Annotated in this window: 17 protein-coding genes and 1 tRNA gene; 17 read left to right on the top strand and 1 reads right to left on the bottom strand. The window is 37.8% G+C overall.

The genetic code is table 11. The annotated features are described in order from the left end of the window. Positions 1–180: 180 nt before the first annotated feature. From glmU to EM808_RS26475, 16 genes are all read left to right on the top strand, one after another. Positions 181–1551, top strand: coding sequence for a bifunctional UDP-N-acetylglucosamine diphosphorylase/glucosamine-1-phosphate N-acetyltransferase GlmU (gene glmU, locus EM808_RS26550; protein ID WP_127742548.1), 1371 nt, complete (start codon positions 181–183; stop codon positions 1549–1551). A 95-nt stretch (positions 1552–1646) separates the two neighbouring features. Next, positions 1647–2603 (top strand): ribose-phosphate diphosphokinase, encoded by a 957-nt coding sequence (locus EM808_RS26545; RefSeq protein ID WP_127742546.1) that lies wholly within the window; start codon positions 1647–1649, stop codon positions 2601–2603. A 159-nt stretch (positions 2604–2762) separates the two neighbouring features. After that, positions 2763–3401 carry a 50S ribosomal protein L25/general stress protein Ctc gene (locus EM808_RS26540; protein ID WP_127742544.1) on the top strand — a complete coding sequence of 213 codons (639 nt, stop codon included), beginning with the start codon at positions 2763–2765 and terminating at the stop codon, positions 3399–3401. Positions 3402–3618: 217 nt separating this feature from the next. Continuing rightward, positions 3619–4182, top strand: a complete 564-nt coding sequence (gene pth / locus EM808_RS26535; protein WP_127742542.1) for an aminoacyl-tRNA hydrolase — start codon at positions 3619–3621, stop codon at positions 4180–4182. A gap of 105 nt (positions 4183–4287) precedes the next feature. Beyond that, positions 4288–4518, top strand: a complete 231-nt coding sequence (locus EM808_RS26530) for an anti-sigma-F factor Fin family protein (RefSeq protein WP_127742540.1) — start codon at positions 4288–4290, stop codon at positions 4516–4518. A 232-nt stretch (positions 4519–4750) separates the two neighbouring features. After that, a complete protein-coding gene (mfd, locus tag EM808_RS26525; protein ID WP_127742538.1) occupies positions 4751–8293 on the top strand; it encodes a transcription-repair coupling factor in 3543 nt (1180 codons plus the stop codon). Between the two features lie 415 nt (positions 8294–8708). Next, on the top strand, positions 8709–9245 hold the full coding sequence (spoVT, locus tag EM808_RS26520) for a stage V sporulation protein T (protein WP_127742536.1): 537 nt from the start codon (positions 8709–8711) through the stop codon (positions 9243–9245). A 143-nt stretch (positions 9246–9388) separates the two neighbouring features. Then, complete coding sequence (locus EM808_RS26515) at positions 9389–9769, top strand: GntR family transcriptional regulator (RefSeq protein WP_127742534.1); 381 nt, start codon at positions 9389–9391, stop codon at positions 9767–9769. Between the two features lie 2 nt (positions 9770–9771). Beyond that, the gene (locus EM808_RS26510; protein ID WP_127742532.1) at positions 9772–10866 is read left to right on the top strand and encodes a DUF1648 domain-containing protein; all 1095 of its coding nucleotides are present in this window, start codon (positions 9772–9774) and stop codon (positions 10864–10866) included. A 129-nt stretch (positions 10867–10995) separates the two neighbouring features. Beyond that, positions 10996–12594 carry a putative polysaccharide biosynthesis protein gene (locus tag EM808_RS26505; protein ID WP_235856729.1) on the top strand — a complete coding sequence of 533 codons (1599 nt, stop codon included), beginning with the start codon at positions 10996–10998 and terminating at the stop codon, positions 12592–12594. A 6-nt stretch (positions 12595–12600) separates the two neighbouring features. Continuing rightward, complete coding sequence (gene yabN / locus EM808_RS26500; protein WP_127742528.1) at positions 12601–14070, top strand: bifunctional methyltransferase/pyrophosphohydrolase YabN; 1470 nt, start codon at positions 12601–12603, stop codon at positions 14068–14070. A gap of 14 nt (positions 14071–14084) precedes the next feature. Then, a complete protein-coding gene (locus tag EM808_RS26495; RefSeq protein ID WP_127742526.1) occupies positions 14085–14342 on the top strand; it encodes an RNA-binding S4 domain-containing protein in 258 nt (85 codons plus the stop codon). Between the two features lie 138 nt (positions 14343–14480). Continuing rightward, complete coding sequence (gene yabP / locus EM808_RS26490; RefSeq protein ID WP_127742524.1) at positions 14481–14783, top strand: sporulation protein YabP; 303 nt, start codon at positions 14481–14483, stop codon at positions 14781–14783. Beyond that, the gene (yabQ, locus tag EM808_RS26485) at positions 14780–15406 is read left to right on the top strand and encodes a spore cortex biosynthesis protein YabQ (protein ID WP_127742522.1); all 627 of its coding nucleotides are present in this window, start codon (positions 14780–14782) and stop codon (positions 15404–15406) included. Before yabP ends, yabQ begins: the two co-directional genes overlap by 4 nt. Positions 15407–15424: 18 nt before the next feature. Next, positions 15425–15823: an FtsB family cell division protein gene (locus EM808_RS26480; RefSeq protein WP_127742520.1), complete on the top strand. Its 399-nt coding sequence runs from the start codon at positions 15425–15427 to the stop codon at positions 15821–15823. A 95-nt stretch (positions 15824–15918) separates the two neighbouring features. Then, positions 15919–16392 carry a S1 domain-containing RNA-binding protein gene (locus EM808_RS26475; RefSeq protein WP_127742518.1) on the top strand — a complete coding sequence of 158 codons (474 nt, stop codon included), beginning with the start codon at positions 15919–15921 and terminating at the stop codon, positions 16390–16392. A 159-nt stretch (positions 16393–16551) separates the two neighbouring features. Here the strand turns inward: EM808_RS26475 and EM808_RS26470 are convergent. After that, positions 16552–16625: transfer RNA gene (locus EM808_RS26470), tRNA-Met, on the bottom strand. Positions 16626–17016: 391 nt separating this feature from the next. On the opposite strand from EM808_RS26470, the gene spoIIE reads away from it, so the two are divergent. Beyond that, entirely contained in the window at positions 17017–19494 is a 2478-nt protein-coding gene (gene spoIIE, locus EM808_RS26465; RefSeq protein ID WP_127742516.1) for a stage II sporulation protein E, read from the top strand. The last annotated feature ends 52 nt before the right edge of the window (positions 19495–19546 follow it).

Raw genomic sequence — 19546 nt, 5'->3', positions numbered from 1 at the left:
GGTAAGCGGATTCTTGGGAACCTTATAAAAAAAGAAAATAAAAAATCTGGAGGATTAAACCCTTATAACCCCTTGTTTTCCGCTTTATTTTCATATATTTGGATACAAACATTCCTTGAAATCAAACTGTATTTGAGATATATTTTTAATGGATAAAAAGGTTAAATTGGAGGCCTGTGAATGATAAATCGATACGCAGTGATCTTGGCCGCAGGACAAGGAACAAGAATGAAGTCAAAGCTATATAAAGTACTTCATCCAGTTTGCGGCAAGCCGATGGTGCAGCATGTAGTCGATCAAGTATCAAAGCTTCAAATGGAGCGTATTGTAACTGTTATAGGTCACGGTTCAGATCAGGTGAAAGCACAACTTGGAGATAAGATAAGTTATGCTAATCAAGCTGAACAGTTAGGAACGGCGCATGCGGTTATGCAGGCGAAGGATTTTCTGGAGAACAAAGATGGTGTTACGGTTGTTGTATGCGGCGATACGCCATTAATTACTTCAGAAACGTTAGAGGCTCTTAGCAGCTACCATCTAGAAACTTCTGCCAAAGCAACTGTTTTGACTGCTGTTGCAGAGGATCCGACTGGTTACGGTCGAATTGTGCGTAATAATATTGGTGAAGTTGAAAAAATCGTTGAACATAAAGATGCTTCTGAAGAAGAAAAGCAAATTGTCGAAATCAATACAGGAACGTACTGTTTTGATAACGCGGCCTTATTTGAGGCATTGAATAATGTTACTAATGAAAATGTACAAGGGGAATACTACTTACCCGATGTCATTGAAATTTTCAAAAAGCAAGGTGAAATAGTTTCTGCATATAAGACAGGTGATTTCAGTGAGACGATTGGTGTAAACGATCGAATCGCACTGGCTGAAGCAGAGAGACTTTTGAAAAAGCGTGTAAATGAAGAGCATATGCGCAATGGAGTTACAATTATTGACCCTTCTAATACTTATATTGGTACAGATGTTACGATTGGCAGCGATACGGTTATCTTGCCAGGTACAATTATTTCAGGTCAAACAACGATTGCTTCTGATTGCGTTATTGGACCAAATACGGAAATTGGTAACTGTGTTGTTGGAGAAAGCACTGAAATTAGACAATCTGCAGCATTTGATAGCAAAATAGGTGCAAATGTGAATATTGGACCTTTTGCTCACATTCGCCCTGCTTCTTTGATTGGTGATGATGTGAAGATAGGTAACTTTGTTGAAATCAAAAAGGCTGAGTTTGGTGATAGAAGTAAAGCATCTCATTTGAGCTATATCGGCGATGCGAAAGTAGGCAGTGATGTCAATATTGGTTGTGGAACGATAACAGTCAACTATGACGGAGAAAACAAATTTTTGACTACAATAGAAGATGGTGCATTCATTGGCTGTAATTCCAATCTAATCGCACCGGTTAAGGTTGGCAAAGGTGCTTACGTTGCAGCTGGCTCTACCATAACAGATGATGTTCCAGCAGAATCTTTATCTATTGCAAGGGCTCGCCAAGTTAATAAAGATGATTACATGAAAAAATCAAAGCAAGATTAAAAAGCATTGAAGAATAAGAAGAAAATAATGGCTTCTTATTCTGTTCTAAAAGAGGACAAGCTATTAGTTAGGAAAAAAGCCAGTGGAGGTTCATCATGCTAGTAAAAAATACAGATCCAAACTTAAAGGTATTTACCTTAAATTCCAACCCAGCATTGGCAGCTGAAATCGCCAAATCAATTGGAGTTGAATTAGGTAAATGCTCTGTAACACGTTTCAGTGATGGAGAAATTCAAATTAATATTGAAGAGAGCATTCGTGGCTGTGATGTTTACATCATTCAGTCAACAAGTTCTCCTGTAAATGAGCATATCATGGAACTACTTATTATGATTGATGCTTTAAAACGCGCTTCTGCTAAAACAATTAACTTAGTTATTCCTTATTACGGATATGCTCGACAAGATCGTAAAGCTCGTGCACGTGAACCAATTACTGCTAAGCTTGTGGCGAATTTGCTTGAAACTGCAGGGGCTACACGTGTTATCACGTTAGACTTGCATGCACCGCAAATTCAAGGATTCTTCGATATCCCTATCGATCATCTTATGGGTGTACCTATCTTAGGAGAATACTTCAGCAAAAGGGAATTCGACGGCGACATTGTTATCGTTTCACCAGACCATGGTGGTGTGACACGCGCTCGTAAGCTTGCAGAGCGTCTTAAAGCGCCAATTGCTATTATTGATAAGAGAAGACCGAAGCCGAATGTGGCTGAAGTCATGAATATTGTCGGGAACATCGAAGGTAAAATTGCCATCCTTATTGATGACATTATTGACACTGCTGGCACAATTACTCTTGGGGCAAATGCTCTTGCAGAAAATGGAGCGAAGGAAGTATATGCTTGCTGTACGCATCCAGTTCTTTCAGGTCCTGCAATGGAAAGAATTAAAAATTCTAAAATTAAAGAGCTTGTAGTAACAAACTCTATTGAGCTTCCAGAAGAAAAGCTAACAGAAAACGTTATTCAACTTTCTGTGGCAGACCTGCTTGGAGAAGCAATCATTAGAGTACATTCTGATCAATCAGTCAGCTATCTATTTGATTAAGAAGTATGTCGCTCCCTCTAAGGGGCGACTTATTTCTATTGGACTAAGCGCACTCCATCTAGGAAAAAGTTACCTAGTTTAAAACTTGCATGTTTAAAATAGGCGGTTTTAGGGAATTTTTTATATATAGCGATACAAAATGATGGAGGCGATTTTTTCATGACTGCAACATTACAAGCAAAAAAACGTACGGTTTCTAAGCATTCAGTATTATCGGATTTAAGAAATAACGGGAATATTCCAGCAGTTGTCTATGGAACAAAGGTAGACAGTACATCTATTTCCTTAAGTGAAGCAAGCTTTTTGAAAGTGTTAAAGGATGTTGGTCGTAACGGAGTAATATCCTTGGATGTTGACGGAGAGAAGCACAATGTCGTGCTGAACGATTACCATTCCGATCCGATTAAAAGAAGCATACTGCATATAGACTTTTTAGCAGTTGATTTATCAAAGGAAATAACTTCAACAGTCAGAGTCAATCTTACAGGAGATTCAAGCGGTGTAAAAGACGGTGGTGTATTGCAGCAAGCGTTGCATGAAGTTGAAGTAACAGCTAAGCCGAATGATATCCCTACCGCTATTGATATAGACATTAGCAGCCTTGAGGTTGGTGGAACACTTTCTGTTGCGGATATTAAAGGGTATGATAATCTGCAAATCAATCATGAGGCAGATGAAACGATTGCTTCCGTACTTCCTCCAAGACAAGAGGAAGAGATTAGCACTGGGGAACAGCAGGATGGCGGAATCCCAGAAAATGTGGAAGGCAGAGAAACTTCTGTAGACGGAACCGATTGAGTGTAGAGAGCAAACCCTTTATATTTTTAATTGATTAATTGCCCAAAAGAGGAAGGTATGCAGTAATTGTATGTAGAATATCAAATAGAAGAGATTTTTCTAAATGGATATACGCATACAGGCTGTTGTAATAAATAAAATGGAGGCTTAGCCGATTGAACAGCTATTGGCAAGCCTTCTTTTTCTGTATATAAACAAGAATAAAAGGGTGAAACAAATGAAATTGGTAGTTGGCTTGGGCAATCCAGGAAAGCAATATGAAAAAACAAGGCATAATATTGGATTCGAGGTTATAGATTATATATCTGAGGAATATGGAATTCCTTTAGATAAATCAAAATTCAAAGGACAATATGGATTAGGAATGATTAATGGAGAAAAAGTGGTTTTATTAAAGCCGCTTACATACATGAATCTATCCGGTGAATCTATTCGTCCAATTATGGACTTTTATGATATTGATACGGAAGATATTGTAGTTATATATGATGATTTAGATTTACCTGTTGGTAAAATACGCTTAAGGCAAAAGGGCAGCTCTGGCGGGCATAATGGAATTAAATCAACCATTGCCCATACAGGAACGGAAAAGTTTAACCGCATTCGTGTTGGGATTGACAGACCTCAAAACGGAATGAAGGTTACAGATTATGTTTTAGGTAAATTTACGAAAGAAGAGCAAGCGGAATTAGAGTTAATCATAAAAAAATGTTCAGATGCTTGTGCTCAATGGATGAAAGAACCATTTCTACAAGTAATGAATATATATAATATCCAGTAGGTTTTGGATGAACCATCTTTTTTGCTCCATGTTCCTTAGTATAACTTCCCTCCAAAAGGTAAATACTAGCACTAGTTCATAAAAGCTTTAAGGAGGCTTGCGCCCGTGGCCATACATTATAATTGCAGGCATTGTGGAGTAAAGTTAGGGAGCATTGATGAAAGTTCTGTGGAAACAGCTCGACTTGGTTTTGATATGTTGACAGAACAGGAAAGAGCAGAGATGATTAATTACAGCGAAGCAGGCGATATTCATATTAAAGCCATATGTGAGGATTGCCATGAATCTTTAGCAAAAAATCCAGGATATTATGAAAATGATTATTTAATTCATTAATAGGTATTTAGGCATTACGGCGAAAGAAGCTTTGGAGAGATTCCAAAGCATTTTTCCGTTTTGTTGTTTACAAAATTTTGAAGAATAAATGTAATATTTGTACTAGAGTTAGAGTAAGAACACGGTTGAAGGTAGATGAGCAGGCTAAAAAAAACAGATAAATGGGATATGGGTCAATATATGAGAGAACAGATTTGTTTTTTCATTTTTAAAGTAGGGAGGGAATCTTCTATTGTTAGGGCTTAAAAAATTATTTGATCAACAGGAAGACGTTAAAAATGTCATATCTGGTGTTAATGCAGGTTTAAGGGAACAAATTGTTTCTGGTTTGTCTAACTCTGCAAGAACGCTGTTTATGACTTCTATATATAAAAAGACAAAAAGGCCAGTAATTGTAATAGCACCTAATTTACTGCAGGCCCAAAAGCTATATGATGATATTACAAATGTAGTGGATGAGAACGAAGTGTTTTTATACCCTGCAAATGAGCTTATAGCTGCAGAGATAAGCATTTCCAGTCCAGAGTTGAGGGCACAGCGAATTGAAGTGCTGAATCATTGGACTAATGATAAAACAGCAAAAGGAATATTGATAGTTCCTGTAGCGGGGCTGCGCAAACTGCTTCCACCTAAAGATCTTTGGAAAGAGCAGCAGATCGAGCTTGAGGTTGGAAAGGATATCGATCTTGAAGTGCTTATCCAGCGTTTTGTGACGATTGGATATGTACGTACAGACATGGTTTCGGCTCCCGGTGACTTCAGTCTTCGAGGAGGGATTCTAGATATTTATCCTTTAACAGAGGAAAATCCACTTCGAATAGAGCTGTTTGACACAGAAATCGATTCTATTAGAACCTTCTCTCTAGAGGATCAGCGCTCTAAAGAGAAGCTTTCGTCCATTACAATAGGACCGGCAACAGAGGTAATTATCGGAACAGATGAACTGGAGGCCTTCGCTCAGAAGGTTGAAGCAGGTCTGGCAAAAAGCTTGAAGAAAATAAAGGATGAGAAAACCAAGACATTGCTTGCCCAGAATATAGGCTATGAGATTGAGCAGCTCAAAAATGGCCAAAAACCAGAGCAGCTTTATAAATATTTGTCTCTTCTTTATCCTGACCATACAAGTTTAATAGATTATTTACCGAAAAATGGTCTCCTGTTCGTTGAAGAAATTAGTAGAGTTCAAGAAATGAATGATACATTGGAGAAGGAAGAAGCAGATTGGTACACTAGCTTGCTTAATGATGGAGAAATCATTCATGATATGAAGCTTTCCCAAAGCGTGCAGGATTTGCTTCAAAGGTCTGTACAGCCAATTGTTTATATGTCCTTATTCCTGCGCCATGTTCCAAATACGAATCCGCAAAATATTATTAACGTAACATGCAAACAGATGCAGAGCTTCCATGGACAAATGAATGTGCTTAAATCTGAGATGGATCGTTGGAAGAAGAACAAGTACTCTGTTATTGTGCTGGCGAACAGTGAAGAACGGCTGGAAAAGCTGGAGCAAGTACTGCAGGATTATGAAATTCAAGCAGTGATTCAGAAGGATACGGATAAAATTGCAAAAGGCAAAATTCAGCTGATGGAGGGAAGCCTTCAGTCAGGATTTGAAATGCCGATAATGAAGCTAGCTGTCATTACAGAAGAAGAGCTTTTTAAGACTAGGGTCAAAAAAACCTCTGCGCGAAGACAAAAGCTGTCTAATGCGGAGAGAATAAAAAGCTATTCCGAGCTGAAAATCGGGGACTATGTTGTTCACGTTAATCACGGGATAGGGAAGTACTTAGGAATTGAAACACTGCAAATCAACGGTATTCATAAAGATTATCTGCACTTGCGCTACCAAGGCAGTGATAAGCTGTATGTTCCTGTCGACCAGATAGATTTAATACAAAAATACGTTGGGTCAGAAAGCAAAGAGCCCAAAATTTACAAGCTCGGTGGGAATGACTGGAAGAAGGTTAAGAAAAAGGTTGAATCGTCTGTTCAAGATATTGCTGATGACCTTATTAAGCTGTATGCAGAAAGAGAAGCAGCTGTCGGTTATGGCTTCTCTCCAGACGGAGAAATGCAGCGAGAGTTTGAATCATCATTTGCCTATCAAGAAACAGAGGATCAGTTGCGCTCTATCCATGAAATTAAAAAAGATATGGAAAGAGAACGCCCGATGGATAGGCTGTTATGTGGAGATGTTGGTTACGGAAAAACAGAGGTTGCCATCCGCGCAGCTTTCAAAGCTATTGCTGATGGAAAGCAAGTTGCTTTTCTTGTACCTACAACAATCCTTGCGCAGCAGCATTATGAGACATTAAGAGAAAGATTCCAGGATTATCCGATTGAGATAGGCTTACTAAGTAGATTTAGGACAAGAAAGCAGCAAACAGAAACAATGAAGGGATTAAAGGCAGGTACACTAGATATTGTTGTCGGCACACATCGAATTCTTTCAAAGGACATTATTTACAGAGATTTAGGCTTGCTTATCATTGATGAAGAACAGCGATTTGGTGTTACGCATAAGGAAAAAATTAAGCAGTTAAAAACAAATGTAGATGTTTTGACATTAACGGCTACTCCGATTCCGAGAACCTTGCATATGTCTATGCTAGGTGTGCGTGACCTGTCTGTTATTGAGACACCGCCTGAAAATCGTTTCCCTATCCAGACATATGTCATGGAATACAATGGTGGACTTGTGCGTGAAGCTATTGAGAGAGAGTTGGCAAGAAACGGGCAAATTTACTTCCTATATAATCGAGTGGAAGATATAGAGCGTAAAGCAGAGGAAATATCCATGCTTGTTCCAGATGCAAGGGTAACGTATGCACATGGGCAAATGACCGAAAATGAATTAGAATCAGTGATGCTCAGCTTTCTAGAAGGAGAGTTTGATGTTTTAGTAAGCACAACAATTATAGAGACAGGTGTAGATATACCAAATGTTAATACATTAATCGTTCAAGATGCTGACCGCATGGGACTTTCACAGCTTTATCAATTGCGTGGACGTGTTGGACGCTCTAACAGGGTAGCCTATGCTTACTTTACGTATCGTAAGGACAAAGTGTTAACAGAAGTGGCTGAAAAAAGACTGCAGGCAATCAAGGAGTTTACAGAGCTAGGATCTGGTTTCAAAATTGCGATGCGGGACTTGACGATCAGGGGAGCAGGTAATCTTCTTGGTGCACAGCAGCATGGATTTATTGATTCAGTCGGATTTGACCTATACTCTCAAATGCTCAAAGATGCCATTGAGGAACGAAAGGGAACATTCGATGAACAGCAGAGACAGACAATTGATTTAGATCTTGATATTGATGCTTATATACCAGACTTCTATATCAATGACGGTCAGCAAAAGATTGAAATGTATAAAAGGTTCAGAGGGGTTACATCCTTCGATGAACTTTCAGAGCTTCAGGAGGAAATGGTCGACAGATTTGGAGATTATCCGTCTGAGGTTGCCTATTTATTTAAGCTGACAGAAATGAAGCTATACGGCAAAGCCGCTGGAGTTGAGCTAATTAAACAATCGAAGGAAGAAGTACTTATCTTGTTGTCTGAGCAAGGCAGCAGCCAGATGGATGGCCAAAAAATATTCGAAAAAAGCTCTAAGTTTGGCCGGATGATTGGCTTAGGCATGGATGGCAAGAAATTAAAGATGGTTCTCCATGTTAAAGGAATCGAAACAGATAAGTGGCTGAACGCTTGTTATGAAATGGTGGAGGCCTTGAGTACATTCAAGAAAGAGCCACAGGAAGCAAACTGATATATGTATATGTAGTAGACAAAAACTGTTTGAGAAGGCAAAAGCCTGTATTAGACGGTTTTTGTCTTTTTTATATAAGGGAAGTTTTAACTATTTTGGACAAGGGTAAAGACAAATAGAGATAATGCTAAAAAACATATGATTGTACAAGGGTTGGATTCCCCTCGCAATTATAAGATGCCAAGATTTTGTTTCTAGAAGAAATGTACGTGGGCTTGAGTGTAATTTTAGTACGCAATGTTCCAAGTTACCTAAGATGGTAATATTCGCATCGAAGAGAAAATTTTACGTAGTTAATGCATAGAACTTTCCATATGAAAGATACTAAGTTTAAATATGGTAGCATTTCATATTTTACAGAAGAAATACTTACCAATATTAAAAAAATCATCTGATGAAAGTGAGGCAACATGAAATGAAAGCAACTGGAATTGTGCGTCGAATCGATGATTTGGGCCGTGTCGTCATCCCAAAAGAAATCAGAAGAACATTACGTATCCGTGAAGGAGATCCACTGGAAATCTTCGTAGATCGTGATGGAGAAGTAATTTTGAAGAAGTATTCTCCTATAAGTGAGTTAAGCGATTTTGCTAAGGAATACGCGGAAGCACTTTATGATAGCTTAGGAAACTCTGTTTTAATATGTGACAGAGATACCTATATTGCAGTCGCAGGCGGATCGAAAAAGGAATACTTAAACAAAAATATCAGCGATGTGATTGAAAAAGCTATGGAAGATAGAGGATCAGTACTTGTTACACAACAAGAGCAAATTGCCCTTGTTGATAACAATACAGAATCTGTTTCTGCTTATACAATCGGTCCAATTATTGCAAACGGAGATCCAATTGGTGCAGTTATCATTTTTTCTAAAGAAACTTCTCTTGGTGAGGTAGAAAAGAAAGCGGTAGAAACTGCTGCTGGTTTTTTAGCTAGACAAATGGAATCCTAAAATTTATTTACTTCAAAGCAGCCCCTAAAGGCTGCTTTTTTATTGTGCATTTTAATAAAAAAGGAAAATTGTGCTTTTTGTTATATAAAATATAGAACAAATCTGTTATAATAAATGTATAACAAAAAAACAGGAGAACTTAAATGTATATTAAATTAGACCCTCAATCAGACTTCCCTATTTATTCGCAATTAATACATCAATTAATGGAGGGGATTTTAAAAGGTGATTTAAAGGAGGGAGATATGCTTCCTTCTGTAAGGTCTTTGGCTGCTGACTTAGGTATAAATATGCATACGGTAAATAAAAGCTATCATGAGCTTGAAAAAAGAGGCATCATTCAAATTGTTCCTAAATCAGGGGCAGTTGTCAGGCTGCAGCAAGCAGAAAAGGAATCAGAACATTACACGCGACTGGTTAGAGAATTGAAACCCGTTTTACTTGAGGCGATGACATTAGGAATGGGGAAAGCTGAGATTAACAGCCTTGTTGAATTGCTCGTAAAAGAATATAAGGAGGAATAAGCATGGAGCAAGCAATGTTCATAACCATCATGGTTTTTCTAACAATAATGCAGAGTATTATCCCTGTACTAATGCGAAAATCACATGTATTTGGTGTCTATGTCCCGGATGAATATCAAAATGATCATTCTGTCCTGTTTTATAAGAAACTATATGTAGTTAGTTATGTAGCGTTATCAGGAATATTATTATTAGGTTATGCCTTATGGATGAATAAGTTGGAAATCAGTGTGTCAGTAGCTTTAGGATTGGTACTTGTTTTTTCTTTGATGATTTGGGGGTTAATCTTATATTTTTATTGTCACGGTAAGCTGCTGCAGTTAAAAAGACAAACAGGCTGGTCTTCCACTTTGAAGAAAGTGAATATAACTGACCTGGGCGCAAGAAAGCTCGATGAAATGCTGCCATGGTATATAGTAGCATTGCCTATTATTTTTACAATAGGGTTATTTATTCTTACCTTTACCCAGTACACGCATATCCCGGAAAGTATCCCAACGCATTGGGGAGCAAATGGTCAGCCAGACAGCTTTACTGAAAAAAGCTATTTTTCGGTCATTGCCAGTTTGTTACTCCTGTTTGTCTTACAAATTATGTTTATTGGCATCCATGAGGCTACAAGAAAATCGGGGATTAAGATAAGCGCTGCTAATAGTGCTGGTTCAAGGATAAGACAGCTGGGAATAAGGAAGTACAATAGTTGGTTTCTGGCTATTATTAATTTAGTAATGACTATATTATTATCCTTCCTGCAATTATCTATTATTTATCCAGGCATATTTAATCAGTCTCTTATGCTGCTTGTTCCGTTAGCATTTCTAGCATTTGTGTTAATTGGAACTCTTGCTTATGCAATGAAAATAGGAAGGCTTAATCATGAGCATGAGGTTGTTTATCCAGACAAAAAGGAAGTATCCGATTTTGACTCAGACTATCATTGGAAAGCTGGTATTTTCTATTATAATAAAAATGATCCATCATTATTTGTGGAGAAAAGGTTTGGAGTAGGCTGGACCATCAATATGGGCAGACCATTAGCGTATGTCTATATTTTGGGACCAATCATTCTGATTATTGTTCTAACTTTTTTTATGTAGTAGTTATCATTAAAGGAAAATGCGTGAAGCGTTTTCCTTTTTTTAGCATTTTGAATTTATGTGCAAGGGCAACTGGGATGAAATTATGCTATAATACAAGCGAAACAGAAGATGGAAGGGGCTAAGCTTGTGCCTAAACAATCAAACAACTGGTTCACAGGTGCTATTATACTGACTGTCGGAGCGCTTGTTGTCAAGATTTTAAGTGCGGTATACAGAATACCCTTTCAAAATATAGTCGGAGATACCGGTTTTTATATATACCAGCAAGTGTATCCCATTTATGGGGTGGCAATAGCTTTAAGTACATATGGATTTCCTGTTGTTATATCCAAGCTATATACGGAAATGAAGTCAAAAGAAGACCAGATTGGGATAGGAAGACTCATACGTTCCTCCTTTCTACTTTTATACTCATTGGGTATATGTGCGTTTTTAATATTGTTCTTTGGGGCAGAGTTTCTTTCATCTGCAATGGGTGATAGAGATTTAGCCATATTAATAAAAGTGATTTCTTTTGCATTTTTATTTACACCATTTATCGCTACATCGAGGGGAATTATCCAAGGGACAGGTAATATGGTTCCAACTGCTGTTTCTCAAGTGGCAGAACAACTTATGCGCGTGGGAACGATATTATTTTGTTCCATCTATTTCATTAGCAAAGGCTATTCCTTGTATAAGGTGGGAGCAGGAGCGATGCTTGGCTCTGTTACAGGTGGTATGCTCGCCTTTATAGTGCTGTTTTACTTTTATAGAAAGCAGCAGTCCGTACGAACGGTAACTCATGCGCGCATATGGAACCGTGATAATAAAAAGATAATAAAAAGAATTATATATGAAGGTATCACCATTTCAATAAGCAGTATGCTCCTCATTTTATTACAGCTTGCTGATTCTTTAACCATTTATTCAGAACTGATAACTGCAGGGATTCATGGAGATGAAGCAAAGGTGTTGAAGGGAATCTATGATCGAGGTCAGCCGCTTATTCAACTCGGTACGGTTATCTCTACATCCATGGCTTTAACATTAGTTCCCTTCATAACAGGAGAAATGCTGAAAAAGGAGAAGGGGCTTCTAATTGAAAAAGTCAGGTTTTCTCTAGTGGTCAGCCTTTTCTTTGGATTCGGTGCATCAGTTGGATTGTACAGCATGATTAACAAAGTAAACAGTATGCTTTTTCAAAATGAACAAGGGTCACATGTATTGGCGATTTTATGCTTTGTCATTTTGCTAAATGCAATGATTGTTACCTATACCGCAGTTCTTCAAGGATTAGGTGCCACTCTCTATCCTGCTGTCATTGTGTTGCTAGGATTTATCTTTAAATATGCTGTAAACGGACCGTTTGTTGCAGCTTATGGCACAAGTGGTGCTGCATATGCTACTAATTTGTCGCTAGCTTTGATTCTTGTATTTTTGGCTGTTAGGTTGTATAGACTGTTAAAATTGCCGCTAATAGATAAGAAACAAGTTACGGTCATCCTACTAGCAGCATTTTGTATGTACTTAACTGTTAAAGGGTATATTTATCTGACAGATAACTTTGCCTTTAAAGAAGGAAGCCGTTTGCTGTCAGCCTTTCAATCCTTAAGTGGAGTAGTGTTGGGAGGCTTTGTCTATGTCTTTCTTGTTCTTAGAGGAAATGTTTTTAAAGAGAAGGATTTGCTTACATTGCCGTTCGGAAGTAAATTGAGCTGGTTTTTACCTAAGAAAGGAAGGTAATGGAAAATGAGAAATATTAAAGTGATAGGCCTTGGTGCTGGAGATATGGAACAGCTTCCGCTAGGGGTTTATAGAAGCTTAATTAATAATAAAAACAAGATTTATGTGCGTACGAAGGATCACCCTGTTTTAACTGTATTAGAACAAGAGGGTGGCAACTTTATTTATATGGATTATATATATGAAAAGCACGACCAATTTGAGGCGGTTTACAATGAAATTGTAGCTGTTTTAATGAAGGAAGCGGAGCAAGAGGATATAGTCTATGCTGTACCAGGACATCCGCTCGTAGCAGAAAAAACAGTGCAGCTTCTAATTGAAAGAAGTGAAGAAGGTGAGGTCAACCTTGAAATTGGCGGTGGCCAAAGCTTCTTGGACAGTATTTTTCAAGCGTTAAAAATTGATCCTATCGACGGATTTCAGCTTTTGGATGGAACAGATTTACGTAAGGATGAGCTGCAGTTCACACAGCATTTAATAATTGGACAAGTGTATGACGCATTTTCCGCATCAGAGGTTAAGCTTACCTTAATGGAGAAGCTTCCATATAATTATCCTGTAACGATTGTAACTGCTGCAGGCAGTAAACAGGAGCAAATAAAAAAAATAGAGCTTCATGAGTTGGACAGAGAGATGGAGTTAAATAATTTAACCTCACTATATGTACCTCCAGCTCAAGAGGAAAGCGTGCTTTATAAGCAATTTTCAAGCTTAAGGAATATAATTGCTGCACTGCGTGCTCCAGACGGATGTCCATGGGATAGAGAGCAGACCCACGAGTCGCTGAGAAAGCATCTAATTGAAGAAGCTTATGAGCTTATTGAGGCAATCAATGAAGACGATATAGACAATATGATAGAAGAGCTTGGGGATGTATTGCTTCAGGTTATGCTTCACAGTCAAATTGGGGAAGATGAGGGCTACTTCTCTATTGATGACGTAATTGAGGGAATATCCGCTAAAATGGTGCGCAGGCATCCACATGTGTTTGGAAAGGCAAAAGCAGAAACGGTGGAAGATGTTTTAGACACATGGCAGCAAGCAAAGAATGCAGAAAAACCAGAAAAACAAGCATCAGTGCTTGATGGAGTACTGAACAGCTCGGCGAATCTTACCAGAGCTTATGATCTTCAAAAGAAAGCGGCAAAGGCGGGCTTTGACTGGCCAGATGTTTCAGGCGCTTGGGAAAAGGTAAAGGAAGAAATCAGTGAGTTTAGGGAAGAAGTAGAAAATGGAGCCAGCCCGGAAAAAATGGAAAAAGAGTTTGGTGATATTTTGTTTTCTTTCGTAAATGTAGCTAGATATTACAAAATAGATCCAGAGTTAGCGATTTTTAGCACAAACCAAAAGTTCATCAGCAGATTTCAGTATATTGAAGCAAAGCTGAAGGATATGGGCAAAGAGGTGCAGGAAGTCCCTTTAGAAATATTAGATAAATATTGGGAAGAAGCTAAACAGTTTGATAAAGACAGATAAGGAGTGTTGATAATATGCGTTTAGACAAATTTTTGAAAATCTCCCGCTTAATAAAAAGAAGAACACTAGCTAAAGAGGTTGCAGATCAAGGTAGAATTCTAATAAACGGAATTCAGGCAAAGGCCAGCAGTAATGTTAAAGTTGGCGATGAACTGCAAGTGAGGTTCGGCCAGAAAATTGTGACGGTAAAAATAGAATTACTGCAGGACTCAACGAAAAAAGAGGATGCAGCAAATATGTACAAGATTATTAAAGAAGAAACTGTTTCCTAGTTTAATCTAGGACTTATCAGGGTAAAAATGATCGAATAATGAAAGAGGCAACTTTCAAATAAGAGCTTGTTCTTTTTTCTTGTCCCTTCTCATACACTTGTACAAATGATTGTACTTTTGTGATTGTGAGGGATAAAGATGAACCAAAATTATGATTCTAATACTGCAAAAACTAGCACTGTAGAGCATGATGTCATTATGAGAGGAAGAAGGCTCCTTGATATAACAGGAGTCAAGCAAGTAGAGAGCTTTGATAATGAAGAATTTTTATTAGAAACAGTAATGGGCTTCTTATCTATTAGGGGTCAAAACCTGCAAATGAAAAACCTGGACGTGGAAAAAGGGATTGTTTCTATTAAAGGCAAGGTATTCGAGTTGTTATATGTAGATGAGCAAAGTGGAGATAAAGCTAAAGGCTTCTTTAGCAAGATATTCCGATGACATTATCCACTCAATTCATGACCATGCTGGCTATGGTTGGCATGGGTCTGTTTTTTGGAATTAGCTTAGATACGTATCAGTTCTTTCTAAAAAGGGCTGAGCGAAAACGAATTATCGTCTTTTTTCATGATCTCCTTTTCTGGATTTTGCAGGGGTTGTTGATGTTTTATGTGCTATTTTTAGTAAACCAAGGTGAAATTAGAATCTACTTGATATTGGCATTATTATTGGGTTTTGCTGCATACCAGGCCCTTTTGAAATCAATCTATCTATCCTTTTTAAAGCTGATTATTTCCGTCAGTGTCCGATTCTACCAGCTTACTGTCAAGCTAGTGGTGAATCTTATCTATAAACCTATAAAAACACTTCTTCTATTTTTGGTTTCGGTTGTTATTTTCCTTTTAAAGGGACTTATGGCACTTGTCAATGGTGTAATCAGGGTATTAAGATTTATTCTGAAGGTTATTTTATTACCTCTTAAATGGCTATTATCCTTAATATGGCTGATTTTGCCGAAAAAGGTTAAATTAAACGTCGATAAATATTCTGGGAAATTGGCAGGATATTATACCATGATAAAGAAATATGTTAAGGATTGGATAAAAAATAGAAAAAAACAGTAAGGAAGGGAGGAGCAGAGTATGAGTGTGTTAAGAAAACCGGATGTGACAAAAATACAAACAGACTATAACGTACAACAAGAAGAATTAAGCATTAGTGCAGCGAGAAAAAAGAAGCTTTTATTCCGGAGATTGGCTGCTTTCTCTATCTGTGCACTGGCAATAGGCTTTTTTATGATTTCAACACTCATATCCCAGGGCTCCGTTTTGGAAGAAAAGGCTGCTGAAAAGAAAAAGCTGAATGGAAAGATAGCTCTGTTGGAGAAAGAAGAAAAGAGTTTAAAGGAACAAATTGTTAAACTAAATGATGAAGATTATTTGGCCAAGCTTGCAAGAAAAGACTTACTTCTCTCGGAAAAAGGAGAGATAATTTTTAATATTCCTGATGGGAAAAATAAACCAAACGATAATGGAAATTAATAAGGACAACAGTTATATTGACACCCTTTTTTTTCATTTTGTATAATATAATATAAGTACGATTTTTTATATCCTTAAGGAGGCAAAACTTTTTTATGTCAATCGAAGTAGGCAGCAAGTTACAAGGAAAGGTAACAGGAATTACTAATTTTGGTGCGTTTGTAGAACTGCCAGAAGGTGCAACTGGTCTAGTTCACATTAGTGAAGTCGCAGATAATTATGTAAAAGACATTAATGATCACTTGAAGGTCGGAGACCAAGTAGAAGTGAAAGTTATTAATGTGGAGAAAGATGGCAAGATTGGCCTGTCTATTAAAAAAGCTAAAGATAGACCGGAACGACCAGAAAGATCAAATGATCGTGGAGATCGCAGAGAGTCAAGAGGCGGCTATTCAAATAATAACTCGTCAAGACCTCGCAACACGAAATCGCACCATGATAATCGTGCTCCAAAAGAGAACTTTGAATCAAAAGTGGCCCGTTTCTTAAAAGACAGTGAAGATCGGTTAGCTTCTCTTAAACGAAATACTGAGTCTAAACGCGGGGGAAGAGGCGCTAGACGAGGGTAACTTGCTGCTGAATTTTTATAAATAAAAGCAGGGTTTATCGTTTATATATTCCCATAGCTTAAGCAAGCCAATAGGGCTTGCTTTTTTGTTTTGTTTGTTCTTAAAAAATATATATATAACAAAAAAGGACGATAGAATAAATCTATCGTCCTTTATGGATAGCGGCGGAGGGGATCGAACCCCCGACCTCACGGGTATGAACCGTACGCTCTAGCCAGCTGAGCTACACCGCCATGTATTTAATGCGTCATAAGCACAAGTTATATATTACAAACTTTTATGTTAAAAGTCAACTAGTTTTTTTAGAGAGGGAATTAATTGGACGTAAAATTCATATTTTGACAAATTGACTCAGAAATAGAACAAATGTTGAAAAAGGGTAAAACAGAGAATTATCGTATTAAGGGTAGGTTAGTTATAGCAGTATAAAGGGCGGCAGCTAGTTAATAGTTAATAGAATGGGGGAAACAATCTGTTTTTATTTTAGCGAAATTTGTTCTAATTCAAGAAATTGATTGAAACAAGTCGAGAGAAACATGAAAGCTTGTCCGCTCTTTTGACAAACTTTTACTAATACAACTTTTATAATGATGTGCAACGATACCTGATAGGGAGTTGAGTAAAATGGAAAAAGTGGAAAGGGATATTATCGACGGTATTGCAGATGTAGACTTTGGCAAATCAAAAGAGGGATTTGGCGTTATTTATCATAAATTCCATACAAAAGTAGAGAACTTTTTTTTGGCCAAAGGCTATATACTTTTGGTTATTGGTTTTCTTTTAGGGAGAGCGCTGATACTTGCGACATTGACACCGTTTGTCCTCCCTTTCTTTGCAGCAGTTTACTTGACGCGGAAGGACAAAGCTCCATTAGCATTAGTTGGTCTGATTGGAGGAGCTGCAACTCTTTCCTTGAAAGAGGCCTTTGTTAGCTTCATACTTGCGTTTCTATTCCTCATAGCCTATAAACTCCTAAGCAAATGGAGGAGAAATGAGAATACATTTGTTCCGATGCTTGTGCTTTCGACTGTACTGCTAGGATCTTTGGCAGAATCTTATATTTTATTAGACACTATTACTATGTACGGAGCTATGATGGCACTTGTAGAAGCTAGTTTAGGATATATTCTCACATTGATATTTATGCAGAGCCTTCCATTGCTGACAATTAGCAAAAGGAGACAAGCCTTAAAAACAGAAGAAATTGTTTGTCTTATCATCATGCTTGCTTCTGTTATGACGGGAACAATCGGATGGTCAATATATGACTTGTCGATTGAGCATATTATGTCACGCTATCTTGTGCTTCTGTTTGCATTTATAGCAGGTGCAACAATCGGTTCTACTGTAGGAGTTGTGACAGGCTTGATATTTAGTCTGGCCAGTATTTCTAGCTTTTATCATATGAGCTTGCTTGCGTTTTCTGGTTTGCTTGGTGGTTTATTGAAGGAAGGCAGGAAGGTAGGCGTAGCACTCGGACTGTATATTTCAACTCTACTAATTGGTATGTATGGAGAAGGCGGAGGGGTATTGTCAGTATCTCTTATGGAAACCACCGTCTCTGTTTTTCTATTTATGTTAACTCCGTCTTTCTTGACGTCCCGAATAGCCAAGCATATTCCAGGTACTACAGAATTTTCTCAGGAACAGCAGCAATACATGAGGAAAATGCGTGATGTTACTGCACAAAGGGTTTCTCAATTTTCTACAGTCTTTGAGGCTCTTTCAAACAGTTTTTCTGCTAAAAGCACAACAAATGATATAGATGACTCAGACAGAGAACTCGATTATTTCTTAAGCAATGTGACAGAAAAAACATGTCAAACATGCTTTAGAAAGGAAGCTTGCTGGGCAAGAAACTTTAATACAACATATGATTATATGAAAGATATTATGACAGAAATGTCAGAGACTGACGGAAGTATTTCTTTAGGACTTTCAAGAGAATGGGAAAAGCATTGTACTAGATCAAAAAAAGTCACAGATGCCATTCATCAAGAATTGACATTATATCAGGCAAATCAAAAACTGAAAAAACAAGTACAGGAGAGCAGAAAGCTAGTTGCAGACCAATTGCTCGGAGTTTCAGAGGTTATGGGCGATTTTGCAAAGGAAATTCAGAGAGAAAGAGAAAATCATCACAAGCAAGAGGAGCTTATTCTTGAAGCGATTCAGGATTTTGGCATTCATATTGAAAATGTGGAAATTTACAGTCTTGAGCAAGGGAATGTGGATATAGATATAACCATTCCATATAATACGGGCTTTGGAGAATGTGAAAAGCTGATAGCACCAATGCTTTCAGATATCTTAAAGGAAACTATCATTGTTAATAAAGAAGAGAGTGCAGGATACGGCCAGGATTATAGCCATGCTACTTTCCGTTCTGCGAAGGCATTTGTGGTTGAGACTGGTGTAGCGCATGCTGCTAAGGATGGAGGTTTTATTTCTGGGGACAGCTATTCAACAATAGAGTTAGGGCTAGGAAAGTACGCTGTGGCAATAAGTGACGGCATGGGTAATGGCGAAAGAGCACATTTAGAAAGTGAAGAAACTTTGCAGCTGCTCCAAAAAATACTTCAGTCTGGAATAGAGGAACAGGTTGCTATTAAATCAATCAACTCTGTACTGTCCCTAAGAACAACAGATGAAATTTTCGCAACTTTAGATTTAGCCATGATTGACTTGCAAAATGCAAATGCTAAGTTTCTCAAGATTGGTTCCACACCAAGCTTTATTAAAAGAGGATCAAAGGTAATTAAAATTCAGGCAAGCAACCTGCCGATGGGGATTGTTCAGGAGTTTGATGTAGATGTAGTCAGTGAGCAGTTAAAAGCAGGAGATCTGTTAATTATGATGAGTGATGGCGTTTTTGAAGGACCGAAGCATGTCGAAAACTTTGACCTGTGGATGAAGAGAAAAATTAAAGAATTGAAGACAGATAGCCCGCAGGAAGTTGCTGACCTTATTATGGAAGAAGTGATTCGCTCACGTTCTGGTCTTATTGAAGACGATATGACAGTTCTTGTTGCGCAAATTAATCACAATATTCCGAAATGGTCTTCTATCCCAATGAGGGGATTTCATCAAAAAGCAAACTAGTTCTATAAATTAGAGGTATAAATGCTCTCCTTTCCGTCGAAAATGGGACTAA

Source organism: Niallia taxi, assembly GCF_004005475.1.
Lineage (GTDB): Bacteria > Bacillota > Bacilli > Bacillales > Cytobacillaceae > Niallia > Niallia taxi.
The sequence above is the reverse complement of the archived record's forward strand: the minus strand, read 5'-3'. Positions and strand labels throughout refer to the sequence as shown.

What these genes read in the sequence shown, in the direction of transcription:
- glmU (WP_127742548.1), top strand. Translation starts at nt 181, where the DNA reads ATGATAAATCGATACGCAGTGATCTTGGCCGCAGGACAAGGAACAAGA.
- EM808_RS26545 (WP_127742546.1), top strand. Translation starts at nt 1,647, where the DNA reads ATGCTAGTAAAAAATACAGATCCAAACTTAAAGGTATTTACCTTAAAT.
- EM808_RS26540 (WP_127742544.1), top strand. Translation starts at nt 2,763, where the DNA reads ATGACTGCAACATTACAAGCAAAAAAACGTACGGTTTCTAAGCATTCA.
- pth (WP_127742542.1), top strand. Translation starts at nt 3,619, where the DNA reads ATGAAATTGGTAGTTGGCTTGGGCAATCCAGGAAAGCAATATGAAAAA.
- spoVT (WP_127742536.1), top strand. Translation starts at nt 8,709, where the DNA reads ATGAAAGCAACTGGAATTGTGCGTCGAATCGATGATTTGGGCCGTGTC.
- EM808_RS26515 (WP_127742534.1), top strand. Translation starts at nt 9,389, where the DNA reads ATGTATATTAAATTAGACCCTCAATCAGACTTCCCTATTTATTCGCAA.
- EM808_RS26510 (WP_127742532.1), top strand. Translation starts at nt 9,772, where the DNA reads ATGGAGCAAGCAATGTTCATAACCATCATGGTTTTTCTAACAATAATG.
- yabN (WP_127742528.1), top strand. Translation starts at nt 12,601, where the DNA reads ATGAGAAATATTAAAGTGATAGGCCTTGGTGCTGGAGATATGGAACAG.
- EM808_RS26495 (WP_127742526.1), top strand. Translation starts at nt 14,085, where the DNA reads ATGCGTTTAGACAAATTTTTGAAAATCTCCCGCTTAATAAAAAGAAGA.
- yabP (WP_127742524.1), top strand. Translation starts at nt 14,481, where the DNA reads ATGAACCAAAATTATGATTCTAATACTGCAAAAACTAGCACTGTAGAG.
- yabQ (WP_127742522.1), top strand. Translation starts at nt 14,780, where the DNA reads ATGACATTATCCACTCAATTCATGACCATGCTGGCTATGGTTGGCATG.
- EM808_RS26480 (WP_127742520.1), top strand. Translation starts at nt 15,425, where the DNA reads ATGAGTGTGTTAAGAAAACCGGATGTGACAAAAATACAAACAGACTAT.
- EM808_RS26475 (WP_127742518.1), top strand. Translation starts at nt 15,919, where the DNA reads ATGTCAATCGAAGTAGGCAGCAAGTTACAAGGAAAGGTAACAGGAATT.
- spoIIE (WP_127742516.1), top strand. Translation starts at nt 17,017, where the DNA reads ATGGAAAAAGTGGAAAGGGATATTATCGACGGTATTGCAGATGTAGAC.